The 19,404-nt window shown below is 59.0% G+C and carries 15 protein-coding genes; all 15 read right to left on the reverse strand.

Annotated elements, in window-relative coordinates; all coding sequences use genetic code 11:
- Positions 1-152: 152 nt before the first annotated feature.
- The gene (locus RRF56_RS11980) at positions 153-935 is read right to left on the reverse strand and encodes a glycosyltransferase family 2 protein (RefSeq protein WP_410510599.1); all 783 of its coding nucleotides are present in this window, start codon (positions 933-935) and stop codon (positions 153-155) included.
- Positions 936-1,022: 87 nt separating this feature from the next.
- Complete coding sequence (locus tag RRF56_RS11985) at positions 1,023-2,267, reverse strand: glycosyltransferase (protein ID WP_317037874.1); 1,245 nt, start codon at positions 2,265-2,267, stop codon at positions 1,023-1,025.
- On the reverse strand, positions 2,264-3,436 hold the full coding sequence (locus RRF56_RS11990; RefSeq protein ID WP_317037875.1) for a glycosyltransferase: 1,173 nt from the start codon (positions 3,434-3,436) through the stop codon (positions 2,264-2,266). Before RRF56_RS11990 ends, RRF56_RS11985 begins: the two co-directional genes overlap by 4 nt.
- Before the next feature lie 110 nt (positions 3,437-3,546).
- Complete coding sequence (locus tag RRF56_RS11995; RefSeq protein ID WP_317037876.1) at positions 3,547-4,593, reverse strand: MraY family glycosyltransferase; 1,047 nt, start codon at positions 4,591-4,593, stop codon at positions 3,547-3,549.
- 264 nt (positions 4,594-4,857) lie between these two features.
- The gene (locus tag RRF56_RS12000; RefSeq protein ID WP_317037877.1) at positions 4,858-6,072 is read right to left on the reverse strand and encodes a glycosyltransferase family 4 protein; all 1,215 of its coding nucleotides are present in this window, start codon (positions 6,070-6,072) and stop codon (positions 4,858-4,860) included.
- 279 nt (positions 6,073-6,351) lie between these two features.
- Positions 6,352-8,067: a hypothetical protein gene (locus RRF56_RS12005; protein ID WP_317037878.1), complete on the reverse strand. Its 1,716-nt coding sequence runs from the start codon at positions 8,065-8,067 to the stop codon at positions 6,352-6,354.
- A gap of 121 nt (positions 8,068-8,188) precedes the next feature.
- On the reverse strand, positions 8,189-9,565 hold the full coding sequence (locus RRF56_RS12010) for a glycosyltransferase (protein WP_317037879.1): 1,377 nt from the start codon (positions 9,563-9,565) through the stop codon (positions 8,189-8,191).
- Positions 9,566-9,584: 19 nt separating this feature from the next.
- Positions 9,585-10,679 carry a glycosyltransferase gene (locus tag RRF56_RS12015; RefSeq protein WP_317037880.1) on the reverse strand — a complete coding sequence of 365 codons (1,095 nt, stop codon included), beginning with the start codon at positions 10,677-10,679 and terminating at the stop codon, positions 9,585-9,587.
- 493 nt (positions 10,680-11,172) lie between these two features.
- Entirely contained in the window at positions 11,173-12,465 is a 1,293-nt protein-coding gene (locus tag RRF56_RS12020; RefSeq protein WP_317037881.1) for a glycosyltransferase, read from the reverse strand.
- A complete protein-coding gene (locus RRF56_RS12025) occupies positions 12,450-13,499 on the reverse strand; it encodes a glycosyltransferase family A protein (protein WP_317037882.1) in 1,050 nt (349 codons plus the stop codon). Before RRF56_RS12025 ends, RRF56_RS12020 begins: the two co-directional genes overlap by 16 nt.
- A 109-nt stretch (positions 13,500-13,608) precedes the next feature.
- The gene (locus RRF56_RS12030; RefSeq protein ID WP_317037883.1) at positions 13,609-14,835 is read right to left on the reverse strand and encodes a diguanylate cyclase; all 1,227 of its coding nucleotides are present in this window, start codon (positions 14,833-14,835) and stop codon (positions 13,609-13,611) included.
- Between the two features lie 160 nt (positions 14,836-14,995).
- Positions 14,996-16,000, reverse strand: coding sequence for an ATP-binding protein (locus tag RRF56_RS12035; RefSeq protein ID WP_317037884.1), 1,005 nt, complete (start codon positions 15,998-16,000; stop codon positions 14,996-14,998).
- Positions 15,997-17,148, reverse strand: a complete 1,152-nt coding sequence (locus tag RRF56_RS12040; protein ID WP_317037885.1) for an FIST signal transduction protein — start codon at positions 17,146-17,148, stop codon at positions 15,997-15,999. Before RRF56_RS12040 ends, RRF56_RS12035 begins: the two co-directional genes overlap by 4 nt.
- An 83-nt stretch (positions 17,149-17,231) precedes the next feature.
- Entirely contained in the window at positions 17,232-18,242 is a 1,011-nt protein-coding gene (locus tag RRF56_RS12045; RefSeq protein WP_317037886.1) for a glycosyl transferase, read from the reverse strand.
- A 137-nt stretch (positions 18,243-18,379) separates the two neighbouring features.
- Positions 18,380-19,399: a glycosyltransferase gene (locus RRF56_RS12050; RefSeq protein WP_317037887.1), complete on the reverse strand. Its 1,020-nt coding sequence runs from the start codon at positions 19,397-19,399 to the stop codon at positions 18,380-18,382.
- Positions 19,400-19,404: the final 5 nt, after the last annotated feature.

Genomic DNA, 19,404 nt, shown 5'->3' on the forward strand with positions numbered 1-19,404 from the left:
AAATCCGAGTCACATAACCCCGATTCCCAAAAGGCCAAATCGTAGGGACAAACGGTTGTTTGCCCCGCTGAATCGGGGGCATTGCAGTGTGCAATGCCCCTACGGGGTATCGGGTTTTTGTGTACTCAACCTACGGATTTCAGCTTGACCTGTTACACATCAGCGTTGAGGTCACGGTGTGATTTAGCCTCAAGCAGCCGAATCGATAGAATCAGCTCCGCCACAATGCGCTGGAAGGCGTAGTGCCACCCCGCCCAGCCGTCTAAAATGCCGCCTTTGAGAATGAGGCAATAGACCAGGATGATGGGAGCCGAAAGCCCCGGAACGCGACGGATGCGATCGCTCCAGCCCAGCCGTTCTGACGGGTTCTCTAGCTGCTTCTGCACCTCTAGCAGAGCATAGCGATCCTGAGCCCAAAGCCAGCGGTTTAGGGGCTTGCGATCGTCGTGGAGGATCGGCTGCTGGAGGGCGGCCACGGTGCCCCAACAGTTCAGCAATTGGGTGTGGCCGTCGTCGATATAGGTGGCCTTGGCCAGGCGAAACAGGGCGGCTCGCGGCGGCAGAATTGTCCCCCGCAGGGGTTTGCCAAACACACAATACTTAAACGAAATCGTGTAGCAATCCGCTCCCCCGTGGGGGTCGAGGGTGGTTAGCTCCTCGACCAGGTCATCGCTGAGGCTGTAGTCGGCATCTAAAGACAGCGCCCAGTCGGTGGTGACCAGCGACAGGCCATAGTTCCACTGAGTGGCGTGGGTGTCGAACGGGCGCTGATAGACCTCGACTTGAGGGTAGCGGGCCAAAATATCGAGGGTTTCGTCGGTGCTAAAGCTGTCTACGACCACGATGCGATCGGCCCAGGTGAGCCGCTGAAGCGTGCGATCGATATTGGCGGCTTCGTTGTAGGTGAGGATGACTGGCGTGATCGAGGCCAGCATGGTGGGGGTGGGGGTGGGGGTGAGGGTTGGGGTGAGCATTGGGGTGAAGGGTGAAGGGGTGAGGGGTGGGGGTGAAGGGTGGGGGGGTTAGTTCAGGGGTTGGAAGGAGGGGGAGGGGAGGGGGGTGTTTTTGAGGGGGGCAGGCGATAGGGAAGCGTATTGCTCAATGAGGCGGGTGGCTTGGGTGGGCCAGCTAAATTCGGTTTCCATCAGGGTGCGACCGCGTTGGCCGGCCTGGCGGGCGGCGGTGGGCTGTTGCAAATAGTGCTGAATGGCCTGGGCTAGGGCGGGGGGCTGGGCCGGGGTGACTAGGCCGGTTTGGTGCTGTTGGATCAGGGGTGCGATCGCCACTTCGGGCGTGGTGATCACGGGCAGACCTGCCGCCATTGCCTCTAGTAAGGCAATGCCAAGGTTCTCAGAGTAGGAGGGCAGCACAAACAGGTCGGCCCCCTGGAGGAGGGCGGTTTTTGCCTCGCCGCTGACGAAACCCACCTGGCGCACCCGCTGCCCTAGACCTGCGGCCTGAATGCGCTGGGCGATCGCGGTTTCGTAGGCTGCGTCGCCACTGCCTGCCAGCACCAGGGTGAAGGGCGCATCGCCCAGGCTGGCCAGAGCGTCGATTAGTGGCTCAAGTCCTTTTTTGGGGTGCAGCCGCGAGAGAAACAGCAGCACCTGATGGTCGGCAGGAATCTGCAACTGCTGGCGCAGGCGTTGGCGAGCATCGGCGATCAGGGCTGGGATCTGCACCCCGTGGGGCAGCACGAAATTGGGTCCAGCAAACCCAGCCTCCTGGGCCTCTTGCCGCTCCTGGGAGGTGGTGAAGTGCAGGGCGGCGCAGCCTTGCAGCAGCTTGCGGCCACCGCTTTGCAGGTAGATCTGCTTTTTGGCGCTGCCCTGTTCTAGAGACCAACGACACAGTGAGCCCAGAGGCCGCACCACGTAGGGCACTCTTCTGGCTTGGGCCATGGCCATGGCCACGGTGGTGGGGTAGTTGAAAATGGCGTGGATGTGAACCAGATCGACCTCGGCCAGGTGGTGCCACAGCCAGGGGGCTAACGCCGGAGCCACGGCAAACTCCCGCAGGGCCGCCACCTGGGACAGCACCCGTGGAAAGATGTAAACCGGCACCGATGGTCCCACCAGTTCTGGAATCGAGCCGCTGATGATGAGCTGAGCGTAGGGGGCGGTAAAGGTGCCGTCTCCGTGGTCGTTGGTGGCCGCGATCGCGACGTCAAGCCCCTGCTGGCGCTGGGCCTGCACCATTTCTAAAACGGCCTGGCTAGGCCCCCCCCGCAGGGGAGACAGCGAGGGAATCAGGTGGAGAATTCTCATGGGAGTGAGGGGTGAAGGGTGGGGAGAGAGGGAACCAGCTCGGCGCTGAATTGGTTCACCAGATGCCGGGTCAACCCTCGCTGGAAGGCCTGGGGGCCAAAGGCAGCGATCGCGCTCTGCCGCAGCGCCTGGGGTTGGTAAATCAGCGGGTTGGGGTATTGGCCGGTCAGCATGACGATCAGGGTCTCGGCAATGGCATCGATCGCTTCGGGGTCGACCAGCGCTCCTAGGTCGCCGTGCTGAAGGGCATCTTGGCCACCGTCGAAACCAGCTAGAACGGGTTTGCCGCAGGCCATCGCCTCCAGGTAGACAATGCCAAAGCCCTCTAGCTGGCTGGGCATGGCAAACACATCGCAGAGGGCGTAGTGGTCGGGCAGGTCGGTATCGGGCACAAACCCGGCCAGGGTGACGCAGTCTTGCAGGTGACGCTCGGCGATCAGCTGCTCTAGACGGGGGCGATCGTCGCCTTTGCCCACGACCAGGTAGTGCACATCGGGCAACACTCGGCGAATGGCGGGCAGCGCAGCCAAAATTTGGTCGTAGCTATGGAACGGTTCCCCGGCGGCTAGCCGATTAACGGTGAGAATGACCGGCTGGTCGGGCCGCAGCCCGTAGCGCTGGAGCAGATGGGTTGGTTTGGCCAAGACTTGAAAGCGGTCGGCATCGAAGGTGTTTGGTAAAACGCCGAGGTTGGTAAGGCCCTGGGACTGACGGATGCGATCGCGGGTAAACCCACTCACCGCCAAAATTTGGTCGGCCTTGGCCATGCCCCGCCGCACCGGGGGCTTCTCTACCTCCCAGGCCTCAAAGCCGTGGGCGATCGCCCAGTAGGACAGACCCGCCAGCTGCTTGAGGGCCTGGGCTACGGGCGTAAAGTTGACGTGGGTGGTGATGATCAAGTCGGGGCGATCGGCTAGGGCGGCCTGAAAGGTCTGAGCCGCAAAGGCGGCAGTTCGCAGACGGGGATGGAAATTGCCGGTGGTGTGGTAGCTGATTTGGGGCGAGGCGGCGGGCGGCAGGGTCGCCGAGCGATCGTGCAGGGTAAAGACGCGAATGCGGGCGGTGGGGAGAACGGCCTGCAAACCTTCCAGTAGAAAACCAGAGTAGGTTTGGATACCGCCTTTGAAATCGAAGAGGCCGGGGGTCCAGAGGTGGAGGGTGGGTGGCATGGGGGTGAGGGGTGGAGGGGTGGAGGGGTGGAGGGGTGAAGGGTGAAGGGTGGAGGGGTGGAGGGGTGAAGGGTGAAGGGTGGAGGGTGAAGGGTGGAGGGGTGAAGGGGTTATTGGGTGAGGGTGGGTAGGCTCATGGCTGGGGTCGCTGTGGGGAGCCAGAGAGAGCGCATGGTGAGGCTGAAGAGGGCTAGGTCGGCACTGAGCAACCACCAGCCGAGGGGGCTGTGCAGGAGCAGCAGGGCACTCAGGCCCGACAGCAGGGTGAGGCTATAGATAGACCAGACCACCGTGGCTTTAGGAAAATTGGCGTGCATGAGCCGGTGGTGGATGTGGCGCTGGTCGGGGAAAAAGGGTGACTTGCGATCGCTCAGCCGCGCCCCAATCACCAGAGTCATATCCAGGACAGGAATCAGCAGCACCAGAAAAGGAAGCAGCGCTGTGGTGATGGAACCGTCGTGGGGCAGACCGACTAGGGCGATCGCCGCCAGAGCAAATCCCAAAAAGTAGGAGCCGCCATCCCCCATGAAGATGCGAGCTGGAGCGGCGTTGTAGCGGAGAAATCCTAGGGTGGCTCCAGCTAGACCCAGGGCCATACCGGCGATCGCGGGCTGGGTGGGCCAGGCCAAGGCGGCTAAGACGACGGCGGCGACTGTAGCGGTACCGGCGGCTAACCCATCCATACCGTCTAGCCAGTTGATGGCGTTGGCCATACCCGCCAACCACAGAAAGGTCACCAGCAGGCTCAGCCAGGCGGGCAGGGCAGCGGTCAGACCGGGCAGCGGCAGGGCATCGAGCCGAATCCCCAGGTGCCACACTCCGGCAGAAAGCAGGGCCTGTATACCCAGTCGGGCAAAGGGCGATAGATCAAATAAATCATCCATTAGGCCAGTGGCAAAAAAGCCAATGCCGCCCAATAAAAGGGCTAGAAAAATAGAGCTTTCGGCGGCGGTCGCCATGAGCTGATCGGTTAAAATCCAGCTCGTAAAAGTACCAATAAAAATGCCTACACCGCCAATGCGAACAATGGGCTGACGATGAATTTTGCGGGCGTTAGGTTGATCGATATAGCCAAATTTGAAACCGATCTTTTGCACCAGTGGAGTCAGCCCCACTACCGTTAGGGCCGCAGCCCCAGGAACTATCCATGGAAACATGAGTCTTATCTCGTGAGGAGTTTGGATAGTTCTCAGTTTCGAGGGACGGAGTCTGCGATCGCGTCGAGGATAGTTTTTTTAGATGTACGACTTTGCTGCGATCGGGGCTAATATCGTATACATTGGTTTGCGCTAGTATTCAACCAAAATAATTGCGACAAGCTCTAATGGTTGGGGTTCACGGTGTACGGCTCACGGCAGACCTAAAACCGTACACCCGCACGAACCTGTTACTTCTGGTTTAACAAATTACTAGCCAGGGCTTTAGTAAACAGAAATTAGCTGTTGCAATTCACGTTGCCAACCGTTATTTTGAGCCGCCAAAGCCCTCCACAACCCGCTGGCAGCCGCGCCATAGCTGTAGTGCTGAATATGGTGTTGGCCGGCCTTTCCCCAGCGTTGTAGTGGTTGGGAAGAGTCACTAAAGGCTTGCTTCAGGCAGTTCGTTAGCGCATCGACATCGCCCGCAGGAAAGACCAGTCCCGTTTCGCCGGGTTTAACCAAGTCAGCGGCACAGCCCACCTGATCGCTAACGATTACCGGCGTGCCAAGGCACATCGCTTCGTTAATCGCCAAGCCCCAGGTTTCACCCGAACCATAGCTCGGCAATACCAGCACATCGCCAGCGGCGTAGGTGCGAGGCATCTGACTCTGGTTCTGAAATGGGGCAAAATAGATGTGGGCATGGCCCGAGGCCTGGGCCTGCTGTCTAACGGCCTCTTCTAAACTGCCAGAGCCGACAAACAATAGCGAAACCTTGGGTAAATCGGCCCGTAAAAAGGCTTGCAGCAGGTCAAGCGGTCGCTTTTTAGGAATCAGTTTTCCGGCGAATAAAATCACCTGATGATCTGCCGGGATACCGAGATCTCGTTTCCACTCAGCGGCCTCGCGATCGGCAGCGGGGGCCTGAGCCATAAACCGATGGTTGTCGATCGCATGGGGTGAGAAAAACAATCGCTCATCGGCCACCCCGTGATAGCGAAAATACTCGCGGTTGGCCTGACCCACATACAAGCAGGCATCAAAGCGCTGATAGAGCTGCGTAATCCACTGGCGTTTGAGGGCCGCTTTCACCCCTACTTCTGGTACCAACCGATGGGAATCTCCCCGAAACAGCAATGGGGTATCGCGCCAGCTCCACAAAAATCGGTAGAGGCTGGCGTAGTTGTAGTTCATCAACAACACCGCATCGGGTTGAAATGATTGCACCTGGGCCATCAACGTCGGATTTTGCAAACCCCAAAAATGGCTGGTGCCCGGTCGTTGGCTGGTGTTGGACACAAACTCATGGTCGTACCCCTCCAGCAAAGGAATATCCCACTGAATCGCCTGATTAAACTGACGATCAGCCTGCTGGGTAATGCCAAAATCCCACAGATAAAACACCCGCAAGGTTAGATCAGTGGTAGCGCTTAAATGTTGAAACCAAGGAGCGTAGTACTGAATGGGATGGGACGTAATAATGGCGAGGCGCAGCATGGTTTTCCTCTAATTTAGGGAATTTAACTTTTGCAAATCGTTAGAAGCACGAGCCCCGTTCAACCGTAGGGTGCATTAGCGAAGCAATGCACCGCAAAAGGGCCTTTAAAAACTATTACCTAGGTGAACATAATTAAATGCTGTCATCCCGACCAAAGGGAGGAATCTCTGGACTCTACCAACGACCGAGATGCCTCGACTTCGCTTCGCTTCGTTACTCCGTTGAAGTCGCTGCGCAGCATAACAGAACTCCTTATTATTAATGCTGATCTACTCAAGTCAGTTCGTCGATCGCTCCGGAGATAACGTATGTTTGGGCTGTACGAGATAGGGATAAGACTGTCCATCAAAAGGTGATTTTTCGTACCTGCCGCTTACAGTCTTAGGCCGATAAATTTTCATAAATGCGTACTTAATGCCGACAATGGGCACCGACGATTGAAACAGCGTGGCAGCATAGACTCCGGCGGTCCATTCTGTAGAAGCCAGGGCCAGACTCATGATCAAGACACAAAACATCATACGGGCCGAGAAGGGGGGCGTACCGATCGCAGCCAGGGTGATCGTGCCGTAAAAGGCACCCATAATTCCTCCAATTAAAATGCAGCCGAAGTAGCCAAAATTGGCGTAGGCCTCGGGCAATAATCCCCAGGCGATGGTAGTTTTCCAGGTTTGCTCGTAGGTTTGTCGCCGCACGTGTACATTTAGCATGTGGGTGCCCTCATGACTGCGCAACTTGTTAGGGTTAAGAATCCTCGGTACGATTAGACCGGGGATGATGGCATAGGTTTTGCCCTCCAAGTAGGGATAAGGTTCTGGAATTTTGGCCTGGGCCATCATCAGCATGTGAATGACGCTCGATCGCTCCACAAAAGACTCTTTTTCTTCTACCTTTTCCCATCGTTCAGGCACGTGGTTTTTATTTTTCTCAGCGTAGCCCTGCCACTCTTTGAACCAGGCCGGATATTGCCAGGGCTGCACGTAATGGGGAGTTTCGCCTTCCCAATATTTGTGGCGCATTTCGTGTTTGCCGTGGTGCAGGGGCAGCAGCAGAAAAATTCCCATCAGTAGACCCACAATGGGTAACCGTCTACCCCCAATTACAAACGCCATAATCGACAGCAGAAACAGCGTTAGCGATGTTTTTAGAATCAGTCCGGCAGCGGCAGTCACGATATTGGCTACCAGCGCCCAAAAAAAGATGTACTGCTTCGGGCGCGGCATAGAGTTTTGCCCAGCCCGATAGGCCAACACAAAAATTCCCAAAAAACTCAGCCCCAGAATGATGCCCCGCACGATGGTAAATAGCTTGTCGGGAATGCCGCTCCAGCCCCCCACCACGTACATATTTAAAAATGCCCCCGCCGCCACCATAGAAATGAATACGTTGTCGGCGGTGGCGGTTTTGAGGGCACGAAAGGGCTTTTCAACCGTTTTCGGAGTTCTAACAATTTGTAGCCAGATAACGGTGCCGCTAGCTAAAAACAGCACGGTCGACAGCGCTCCCCGCAGATGGGCCTCTGGGCTGTAAGACAACACGTTGGGGTTGGCACTCAGCAGCGGCAGGCAAAAGGTCCATAGATAGGTCAGCGAAAAAAACGGAAACACAGGCAGCCCCTGCACCTGCCCCGCACACCACAAATACACCGGATACATGCTGGCCACCCCAATCAGCAGAGCACCGATCGCAGTCGGCTGGGGCGCACTACGCAGACTGTCTAGGTTAGAAAACAGCAGCGCCGCCATTCCGGCCCAAAACAGGAGGGTCATGGCTTCGGATTTTTGGCCAGGGGGAGACATGGGGGTGAGGGGGTGAGGGGGTGAGGGGGTGAGGGGGTGGATGGGTGGATGGGTGGATGGGTGAAGGGGTGAAGGGGTGAAGGGGGGAAGGGGGGCCTGAGTCGAGCCGTAGAGCCGTAGGGTGGGCACTGCCCACCAAACCTCAGGTGAGCGACATTCCAATTGGCCCAGCCGCTGTAGAGTGGCAGTGCCCACCACTGGAGAAACTGCTTTCTGGAATTTACCTAAAGTGGGCACTGCCCAACAAACCTCAGGTGAGCGACATTCCAATTGGCCCATTCCTCTTTAAAAGGCTTTGGCTACGGGCCAAAGCGGTTTATTGCTTGAGCGGTTGGACACAGCGATCGAACACCTGGCAGAGCGTTTGGGTCATGGCGCGGGCGGTGTAGGGGGAGAATGCCTCCCAATCGGTGGCGGGTGGGGTGTTTTGGGGCTGGGCCAGCAGGGTTTGCAGCGGGGCGGTGAGCTGGCGGGCGAGCTGCTCTGGGGTCGTATGGGCGTCGAAGGTGACGACGGTGCCCGCCTGGGTCTGGTGCAAAATATCGACGACGGAGCTGGCGGCGTGGAAGACCGCGAGGATCGGCTTTTTCGCCAGCACTGCCGGGTACAGTTTAGAGGCCGTGTATTTGGGGTCACTGGAGCCGATTAGTAGCACGGCGTCGCTGTCGGTCAGCAGTTTTTGCGCCTCGAAGTAGGGCACCCGCTGGGGGTGTTCGGTCACCAAGTCGGCAACCCCGCAGGCGGTGGCAATGGGGGCAATGGTTTCGATCGCTCGTCCGGCGGGGGCGTAGCTAGTGCCAATAAAGTGCAGGTGGACTCGGTCGGCCAGGTCGGGATGCTGCGATCGCACCTCCCGTAACCCCAGCAGCAACCCTCGCACCGCCACCGCCATATCTGGCCCGCCTCGGCCCACGTAGACCCAGTGGTGGCGGCCATCGCTGGGGTCAAAATGGGTTTGCTGAATGGGCCAGTGGGGCAGCTGGGCAAAGTCGGCCTCCGGTGCCCCAAAGGGCAGCACCGTGAGCTGCTCAGGCCCCAGCCAGGGGTAACGAGCCTGCAAGGTCTGCGTATAGGCCGCCGACACAGCCACCACCTGGCTTACCCGCTCCATTACCCTGGGTTCCCAGAAGGCAGCCAGGGCTTTGTCGAGAGCATACTTGAGCCTGCCGCCAGGGCGATGCTGTCCAGCCGGGGCAGCCTCCACCCGCCAGGGATCTTGAAAATCGACCGCGAAGGGAACGCCAAACCGCCGCTGCCAGTAGGGGCCAAGAATCATCACCGGAAAGAGGGTGGTGGAGAAAAAGACCAGGTCGAAGGACTGCTCGGCTAGGAGGCGATCGCCCAGTCGGGCCAGGTAAGGCAGACACCGCCAGCCCACATGGCCCAGGCCCACCAGCCGGGTCAGCGATCGGGGCAGCGCCTCAGCCTGGTGAATGGGCAGCGCCAGAGGGAGCGATCGCCGCAGCCAGTCATCCTGGGGGTGCGCCACTTCCTCGGGGTTGACGGTGAGAATCTCGGCCTCCCATCCCAATTCCTCCAGGTAGGGAAGGGCCGTGCGCAGGCGCTGATGGTCGGGCGCATTGACCGGCGGAAAGTGGGGGCTGACCATCAGCACACGCCGCCGAGTAGGAGGAGCAACGGCTGCTACAGCAACCGTTCGCTGGGGAGTGGGCCGGGGGGAGACAGCAGGCATGGGCATCACCGATGCAACGTTATTCCCAGCTTGGAGGCCGGGTGTTTGCGATCGCGTTTGCGGAGAGAGGTATCGCCGTCGCCCCCGCGCGACACTGCACCTGGTAAAGCTTCTCGTACTGGCTCACAACTGCCTCGGCGGAAAAATGGCTTTCGACCCGCTGGCGGCAGTGGCGGCGATTGATCGCAGGCAATTGCTGAATTGCCACCACCACCTCATCAACCGGATTGACCAGAAAGCCATCGACCCCAGGCCGCACAATCTCGGGCAATGATCCTCGGGGTGTGGAAATAACCGGCGTGCCACAGGCCAGGGCTTCGGCAAACACAATCCCAAACGGCTCATCCCACTCGATGGGCACCACCATAGCTGCCGCCTGACCCAGCAGCTCATTTTTTTGGCGGTCATCCACCGGGCCAACGTACTCGATGCCGTCTTTGCCCAGGTGGGGGGCAATTTGGCTTTCCCAGTAGGCCCTCCCTTCGGGCGACTCGACCTGGTTGCCCGCAATCAGCAGGCGGCGGTTGGTGTGCTGGGCCGCCGCGATCGCATTGTGAGCCCCCTTAATTGGATCCAGACGACTGAGAAACACCAGCGGCGCATCCTCGGCCACCCGGGGCTGAAAGGTGAACTTCTCTAGCTGCACACAGTTGTGGATGGGGTGCCACTGTCCCCCGGCGGCCCGTCCCTGACGACAGATATGCTCGCTACAGCCGGTAAAGGTAAGGCTGCGGCCTGCCAGCTTAGCCGCCCAGCGCACCGTGCGCTCCGTGGGCTGGCGCTGGTACGACATCACCTTTGGCAGCGCCGTGGGTAGCAGCGGCAGCAGGTACTGCAACCGCGAAAAGCTGTGCAGCACATCGGGCTGAAACTGCTGCGCCGCCTGCCACAGGGCCGCAGTGTTGCGCAGCGTGTCTGAGGCCGAAGCTGAACTCAGCCCTGGCCAGGGGTAGAAGGCATCTACCGCACAGGTAGAGTCACGATGGGCCACTAAGCCAACCCGATGGCCCCGCTGACGCAGGCCCTCGATTAGCAGGTCGATGATGCGTTCGATGCCGCCGTAGAGAGTCGGCGGTACGGGGAGTTCGGGGTCGGCGGTTAGGAGGATGTTCATGGTGGATGGGTGGATGGGTGGATGGGTGAAGGGTGAGGGGTGAAGGGTGAAGGGTGAAGGGTGAGGGGTGAGGGGTGAGGGGTGAAGGGTGAAGGGTGAAGGGTGTAGATAGCGGGGTATTTTTCTGCAAAGTCGAGGGAAGCGCAAAGGAAGGCTGTAGGGTGCCGTTAGGCCTGGGGCCAACTCAGTCGATTACAGAATCACCTCCCTATGGCCGTAGCGCACCGCCGAAGTAGCCTAAATCGACGTGAGTTCGGTGAAATCCCAAGAAGCGGAAGCATTGGCCGCATCCCCTCCGGGGAGGGGTGCCCGGAGGGCGGGGTGGGTCGCAATGGTGGGAGTGAATGGGTTTCTGAGTACGGAATCAAGGTGGAGGAACCCACCCCTGCCCCTCCCAGGAGGGGAGCACCCCTGCCCCTCCCAAGGAGGGGACGGTTAGACGGCGTCACCCAAGACTTTTCTGATGCAGAACTCAAGTTAAAGCGGGAAAATCTCACGATTCGACCAATTGCCTTGGGGCTGGGACGAGAACGGTTTCGGGTCTGTTGACGCCAGATCGAACCGCAGTCAAGGCTATTTCGGCGGCGGAGAGTAACGTTTTCTCTTCGACTTCCCAGCAAAAGCGGGTTTGAGCGGCGGTGCGGGCGGCGGCTTGGGCGGCTTGTAGCTGGGCCGGATTACGCACCAGATCTTCAATGGCATGGGCGATCGCGATCGCATCTCCCGCTGCCACCAAATGCCCGATCGCGGGGGCCTGCTCAAACACCTCCCGCTGACCGGCGGTATCGGTGGCAATCACCGCCAGCCCGGCCTGCAAGTACTGAAATAGCTTGTTAGTCACCGTCAGATCGCGGCTGGGCGGATCGCTCAGCTCCAGGGCCAGGCCAATGTCATTCTTGGCGATGCAGGCAGCGAGTTCATGGTTAGGCACGGTGGGGTGAAGGTAGACCCGATCAACCCAGCCCGGTGGCAGTTGCTGCACCAGCCAGCGCTGGGTTTGGGCCGAGCAGTGTCCCCGCAAATGCACCTCTACATCCACGGTGAGCTGGGCGAGGGCGGTAAACAACAGCTCTAGCCCCCGCCCAGGGCCAATCGTCTGAGAGAACCAGTGCAGCCGCACCGGGCGACTCCCTAGCCCAGCCGATCGTTCGGCGGTAGAGCTGGGCAAGTCTTCCTGGGGAAACACGTTGTAGACCACCGTGGGCGGCGGTACCTGGTAGTGATGGGCGATCGCATTGGCCATGGCCTGAGACGTCGTCAGGCGGTAGTCGCAGTGGTGCAGCAGGTCCGCTTCTAGCTCGGCAATCCACCGGGTGGGGCGCTGCTGGCGGGCCGAGGGCAGCAGATCTTGAGAAAACCAGTCTTCAAAATCTACCCCCACAGCGTAGCCCTGGTGCCAGAGCCGCTGCCCTACCCATAGCCCGGCTTCGGAGTGAACGAGGGTCAGATCCGCCCGGTAGGTCTGGGCAAACCGCAGCATGGGCCGAGCGCCGTAGCCCAACAGCGCTGGGGTAGCCATGCCAAACCGACCAAACAGCCGTCGGGCCAGGTTGGCCTGCAATCGCACCCCCGGGCGGCTGGGCCGACCGGGGCGAAAATCGAGCACCGGGCAAAACGTCCAGGCCCGATCCTTCAGTAGATCTTGGTCTCGGCGCACCAGCTCGGGGTCAAACCAGACCCCCGCCACCGTCACTTCGTGACCAGCGGCGGCCAGGGTGTCGGCCTCCTTTTGGGGCCGGGGGGCGGTGCAGCAGTGGCCCCCAATCAAAATCAGGATTCTTGCCATTGGGGCTCCTCCTGTAGGGGTACACCGTCATCGCTTTTGCCCTGTTCGCCGTTAGGTTTCGGCACCATGCGCCCCAGGGCAACCCGGCGATAGCCCCACTGATTAATGAATAGCTGAGCATAGCGGGCCTGCTGCCACCCCAGCCACCGGGCCGCTAGCTGAAAGCAGGGGCCACCCATGGGCTTTTCGGTGGCTCCTCCTAGCTGGCGCACCTGGCGCGCAGCCAGATTGCGCAACGATGGCACAGCGGGAAAGACTTCGTAGATAAAACGCTGCATTAAATTGGCGCAAACCTGCCGGGTGCGATCGCTGTCCTCTGCCGCCAGCAAATGCTGGCACTGCGAGGAAATCGCTCGATACTGCGAAGCCCAGGCCTCAGCACTCTTGCGCCCGCTGAGGCTGCTGCCGTTGCCCGATCGGTAGTAGCTGCGGGCCGCCGAGCAAAAGCGGATTCCCTGACTCGCCAAGATGACACGGGCAAAGTATTCGCCATCGTCATTTAGGGATAGCGACTCCTGCCAGGGGCCAGCGGCTCGAATCAGGCGGCGCGGTACCAGCCAGGCGGCGGGGTGCATCATCCAGTGGCCCGACCAGGCACATACTAGCCAGTCCACCGGGTCCATGTCCTGCCAGAGCGGTTCGGGGGTGAAGATAGCCGTCTGGGGCTGGTGGCGAAACCTGGCCCAGGCCCCAGCGATCAGACAGTCTGGGTGAGCCTGCACCAGCGCCATCTGCTGCTCAATTTTGTCGGGGGCCAGCAGGTCATCGGCGTCGAGGAACTGAATCACCTCGCCCTGGGCCAATTCCAACGCGCAGTTGCGGGCGGCGGCGGCCCCCCGGTTGCGCTGGGCAACAATGCGCAACCGGGGGCAATCGAACTGACTGGCCACGGTCAGGGTTTCATCGGTCGAGCCGTCGTCTACTAAAATGACTTCGAGATGGGGCCAGGTTTGGCTCAGAGCCGAGTCTAGGGCCTGGGCCAGCCAGGGCGCGGCATTGTGGCTGGGAATCAGAATTGAAACGAGGGGTTTCATAACAGGCAACCCAGGGAGGGGGTGGACTGTGTTTACTGTGGCTGCCCTGGGTTAGTGAACGGGTATGCGATCGCTAGCGGCAATGTATACGATCGGGCCAGTTTATTCCTTACGCCTGAGTACTAACGGGCGGAATGGGCTGGGAGACACAGTAGCGGTTGCGCCCTTCTGCCTTGGCCTGATATAGCATTTTGTCAGCGCTGGTAATGAGGGTGGCAATCGCCATATCGACCTGGGGCACCAGACAGGCGACCCCCAGGCTAACGGTGATGCGATCGCTGATGGCAGACTGGGCGTGGGGTATGTTGAGCCGATAAACAGCGTCTAGAATGCGCTGGGCCAGGCGGGCCGCCCCCGCCAGGGTAGTGTGGGGCAGCATGATCACAAACTCTTCTCCGCCGTAGCGGGCGATCAAATCAGTCGGTCGTTTGATGGTGGTTTCGAGACAGCGCGCCAGCTGCTTTAAACAGTCATCTCCCGCCAGGTGGCCGTAGTGGTCGTTGTACTGTTTGAAATAGTCCACATCCATCAAAATCAGCGCCAGAGGCTGCTGCTGCTGGGTCAGGATCGGCCACTGCTCTTGCCAGTACTCATCAAAGCGATGGCGATTCGCCACCAGGGTGAGGCCATCTAAGGTGGCCAGGCGTTGCAGCTGCTGGTTGGCCTCTGACAGGGCGGCGGTGCGATCGGCCACCATCACCTCCAGGGTATGCATATACTCTTGCAGTGACTGCTGGCTCTGTTTAAGTTGCTCTAGGGTTTCATTGAGTTCTATCCGCTGCTGCTCAATGGTAATAATGTCGCGATAGGCCCGCAGGGCAGCGATCGCCGTCGTCAGCAGCTTTTGGCGGGTCAGCTCAACTTTAAGCTTATAGTCGTTAATGTCGTAGTCTAAAATGACCGATTCTTCTGGGGCCTCGCCGGGATGGCCGGTGCGAAGAATGATCCGGATTTTTTGGTTTTTCAGTTCATTGCGAATGTATTGAACCATTCTTAGCCCCGCATCGTGGGTTTCCATCACCACATCGAGAAAAACTAATGCGGTATCGGGGTGAATGGAGGTAATTAAATGCTTGCCTTCCTCTCCCGAATAGGCAGAGAAAAAAAGTAGTGACTTGCCCTCAAACTGAAAGTTTTGTAGCGCTAGCTGGGTGGCACGGTGAACATCTGGTTCATCGTCGATAATGGCGATCTTCCAGCCCTCTGAAGGCGTTGACTGGGGGGAGATGGCAGCTTCAGACCCAACGGGGCGATCGCCGTCTTCCTCCTCGGCAAACTCGACGAGATCATCTCCGCTGATCAATTTATCCGTAGCACGACGATTGACTGAGTTCAATTTTCAGGAACTGGTAGAGGACGATCTTAATTGAAAATTAGAGGCCGCTCCTGCTGCCTATTTGGAAAGTTGTCTGGTACGGGTAAGGGTCTGAGTAGGGCCATTGTTCCGGTGATTGGACAACTTAATCAGGGTGGATATTTTGGGAAATAGAAAGCCATTATACCTGGGACTGGGAATGGACGGAAATGGGAAGCAACAGGGTAAATTCAGTCCCCTGCCCCTCTACGCTGCGGATCTCAATTTGCCCCTGCAATCGTTGCATCACTAAGTTGTAGGCAATATGGAGCCCTAAACCACTGCCACCCTTGTCGCGGGCAGTGGTAAAAAACGGATCAAAAATTTTGCCGATGATCGCCTCTGGAATACCACAGCCATCGTCGGAATAATTCACCACGACCTGGTCCTGGTGCTGACTGACATCAAACCGGAGGTGCCCCCTTGCCTCACAGGGATAGGCATGGGTGAGAGAATTGGTCACCAAATTGGTGGCAACCTGGGCCAGGGCACCGGGGTAACTGCTTAAAACAACGCTGTTATCACCGGTCACCGTTAGGCTGTGGCCGGTGTGTTTGATCTGGGGAGAAAGGCTAGTGACAACTTCCTCTAAGTAGGGTTTGACGGCAAATCGACGTTTTTCTGCGATCGTTTGATCTACGGCCACCTGCTTGAAGCTTTGCACCAGTTCTCCAGCCCGATTGAGGTTATTCAAAATTAGGCTGGTGCTCTCTTCGGCGATTAATAAATAATGGTCTAGGAGCGATCGCCTCAGAGGGCCAGCCGCTACAGCCTGCATGAGCTTTTGGGTCTCATCCATCAGCGTCGAAGCCATGGTAATGCTGACGCCCACTGGCGTGTTGATCTCATGGGCCACTCCAGCCACCAGACCGCCCAGAGCCGCCATTTTTTCGGCCTCGACCAGCTCCGTTTGCATGGCCGTCAGTTTGGTTACCGCCTGCTCAAGATCCGTACTTTTGCGCTCCAGAATGCTTTGGGATTCTTGCAATTCACAGATCACGCGTTTCAGCAGCGATTCTTTGGTGCGGTTGGTATTCTCCAGGCGAATGCGGTCTTTTTCGGAGCGCTCTAGCTGCTTTTTTAAGATGCGCAGTTCTTTAGCGAGCTGCTTGATCTCAAGGTCGTAATCGTCAGGGGTGCGGCTCATGACCGACTGCCCAGCAGCAGCGCGACAAACGTTGTGTTGTGAAAGAAGGTTTTGCCCTGATGCTGGAAGGGGGCAATTTCACCGTAGGTGTAAAACCCACAGCTTGAGATCGCCGGCTTAAGCGATTGGTGAATTGCTTGGTATTCCTCAGGGGCTCGCGTACCTAAAATTTGCCGCCGCCACGCGCAGGAAAAGAACAGAGCAGCGTCGGGCTGCCCCCCAGGGTAGTGGCTGAGGGCGTCAACAAAAGCCGTTTGCGATGCGGCTACTACGTCATCGAGGGAGGCATCGGTAATTTGTACCGTCGAGTTTTCGGGGACATCGCCCGAGACAGTGATGCTGCCTGAACCCGCGTCGTAGCCCACGGCTCCGCGCAAAAAATATCGGGTCTCACCGGGGGGAAAGACCGCAAGGGGGTAGATCGCATCGGGCTCCGAGTCGTTCAGATAGTAGTGGTAGAACGTTAGGGCCGGCTGGTGGTCAATTTCGTAAATAACGTTTCTATCGACTTTGGTCACCTGGCTCGGTTTGCCGATCGGGTGCCACCCCCCCGCCACCCCATGGGAGAAGACCAGATTGCCTGCCCACAGCAGGAAGGGCACCGCATCGCTGAGCACCTCCGTTTTGTAGAACTGGTAGGTCTGTCGATATTGCCACTGGTCAGCGGTGGCACCGCCAAAGATGGGCACCGCTCCGAGGGCTGACTCCAGCCCCTGGAGAATGGCTACGGTGCTCGTGGTAAGGCTTTCGGGCAGGGCAATGCACAGTTGCACGGGCTGGGTGAGGTGGTGCTGGGCATCGATGACGGCCTGGTGGGCGATCGCCACCGGATCGGCTGAGATCTGTCGCCCTACCCCCGCGCACATCTCAATGTCGTCGGAGCTAAACAACATCAGCGTGAGGGAATCTTGCTGAAATTGCAGCACCGACGAGAGTTCGCCATCGGTGGTGCCCCCAATCAGCTCTAGCCCAGGAAACCGCTGATCAATCTGTCGCAGGATTAGCTTGTGGTCAAACTCAAGGGCGGCAAACAGCAGCCCAGCCTGCGGTTGATACTCGCCTAAGTCAGCAGAACACTGGGCTAATACTTCATTGATAGCTTCTAGGGAATCGGGATCATGACTATGTCCAACAGCGACCTTCAGCATCGGGAGTCTAGTCTGGGTCTAGAATTCAGCAGGCTTAATGTACCCAGTGCTGAGGCGGGTTTAACAGCCAGACCCTTCTGAAATCATCCCCGGTCAAGGCTTGGGAGAGTCTCTGATGATGCAGTGCATCCCTCCAGGATGTGCTGCCAACCATAGCGGAAGTACCAGGGTTTTGAGTCGGCGACATAGTGGTGCAGAGCCGCCTGGGGGGCGATCGCCTCGGCCTCGCTGGGCATAACCACATAGTCTTCAGCGGGCATCACGCAGCAGTCCGATTGGGCCATCACCATGGCGATCAACCCCTGCTCCTGGTAGTAGTGGGAACCCACCTGCTCGATCTGGGTGCGGCACCAGTGCTCCAGCTCGTCCCAGTCGAGGGATTCACTCTGTAGCCCCGTAATGCCAACATTGATACGCTCTGGGATGGGCACTCCAGCCAGCTGCTGCATTAGCTCGGAGGGATACCCATAGGCGGTCTCCACATCCACCATGTGGCAAGGGGTTTGAGGATTTTGCAGCCAGTTCAGCAGGGCCGTGGGCGGACGAAAAAAGAGCATGTCGGAGTCGAGCACCAGCTTCCAGCCGGTGGTACCGGCGTGGATATCGGTGAGTTTGCGCAGGTTGGGGTATTCTTGGCGGCGCGATCGCAGGGTCGGATAGCGGTCCGCTGGCAGCACGGTATCCAGGCGAGCCTGAATTTCCGCCGCCAGCACAAATCGCACCCCAGGACAGCTGCGCCGAATCAGGTTCTGATAGCGGCGGGACAGGGTACCATCGTCTACCACCACGAGCTGCACGTTGAGATCGGTCTGAATAGCCAGCGAATAGAAGCAAAACACGGTCTGGTACCAGAACTTGCGTCCGCTGAGGTAGTAGACCTCTAGCGGTGGCCCCGACCGGGGGGCCAGGGGCGGCAGGGCGGCGGCGGCCCGCTCCATCTGCCGCTGGTCGTGGGCTAGGTCGGCCAGGGTACCAAGCCCCACCCTGCGCCAGCGCTGCACAAACTGGCGCGGTTGGTGGTAGAAGCGATAAAGCGCCACCCCAAGGCCCAACTGCTTGGCCCAGTGATTGGCATGGGAAGTCAACGATGTCATAGCGCTACCAAAGTTAAGACTGATACTGAATCCTGAATGAATACCCTCGATCTGTAGGGGCGTAGCATGCTACGCCCCTACGGGGTTCATGATTATCAACCGGGGTTTACTAAATCAAATTTGCTCTAAAAATGACCCTAAGAAGGTGCATTGCTTCGCGAATGCACCCTACGATTTTCATCCTTCGGGATGCCACGCCAGCGGCATGGACGATTGGTATGAGAGGACGACAAACGGGCCTGTCCGGCTAAAATGCCGCAGATGCCGCGCCAGCGCACGTAGGCCGCCGCACTTTGCCAGGGGCGCAACCGCAGCCAGGCCTTAGCCTGTCGCAGGCGCACTGTCCAGGGGGCAATGGCGGGCCACAGCCGAATGCCGTGCAGATCGAGCACCTGTACCCAGGATTGGCTGGCGGCAAAGTTGAGTCGGGCCAGGTAGTCGGGTTGCAACCGTCTAGCCGCAATCAGGTGGATGAGCTGAAGCTGCGGCAGATAGGCCCCATCCCAGCCCCGGTTGAGCAAGGTCAGCACAATATCGTTATCTTCCCCAGACACCAGGTTTTGCCCTGTGCGCCCCAGCGCCAGACGCGCGGCGTCATCCCCCAGGCTGGCCCAGTAGTCGGCAAAGGCGGCCCGCCGCAGCGCCATCCCCGCTCCCGCAGGGGCCTGGTCGGGATAGTGCTGGCAGGGGCTACAGCCGGGGATCAGGGTAGTGGTGTCGCCAAAGTCACGCAGGGCCAGCATTGAGTAAAACTCTGGCAGCCAAGCGGGGGGAGCCGCTTCAAACTCGGGCAGGGCCTTACCAGCGGCCACCCCCAACTGGGGATGCTGGCTAAAGGCCTGCTGTACCTGCTCTAAGTAATCGGCGGCGAGCAGGTTGTCGTCATCGACATAGACCAAAATTTCGGCCTGGGCCTCCCGAAACCCCCGTTGGCGGGCACGGGTGAGGCCTAGGTGGGGTTCGGGCACCACTCGCCCTTGAGGATGCCAACTTAAATCGAGGCGAGGGGCGAGGGGTGCGGTACTGGCGTTGTCGATGACGACCAGTTCCCACTGGCTGAGGGCCAGGGTTTGCCCTTGCAGTGCCGCCAATACCCGTTGCAGGTAGTCGGGGCGGGGGTTGTGGGTGCAAAGAATGACGGTGAGCTGAGGCGACATGGCGG

This window comes from Nodosilinea sp. E11 (assembly GCF_032813545.1).
In the GTDB taxonomy this organism is placed as follows: domain Bacteria; phylum Cyanobacteriota; class Cyanobacteriia; order Phormidesmidales; family Phormidesmidaceae; genus Nodosilinea.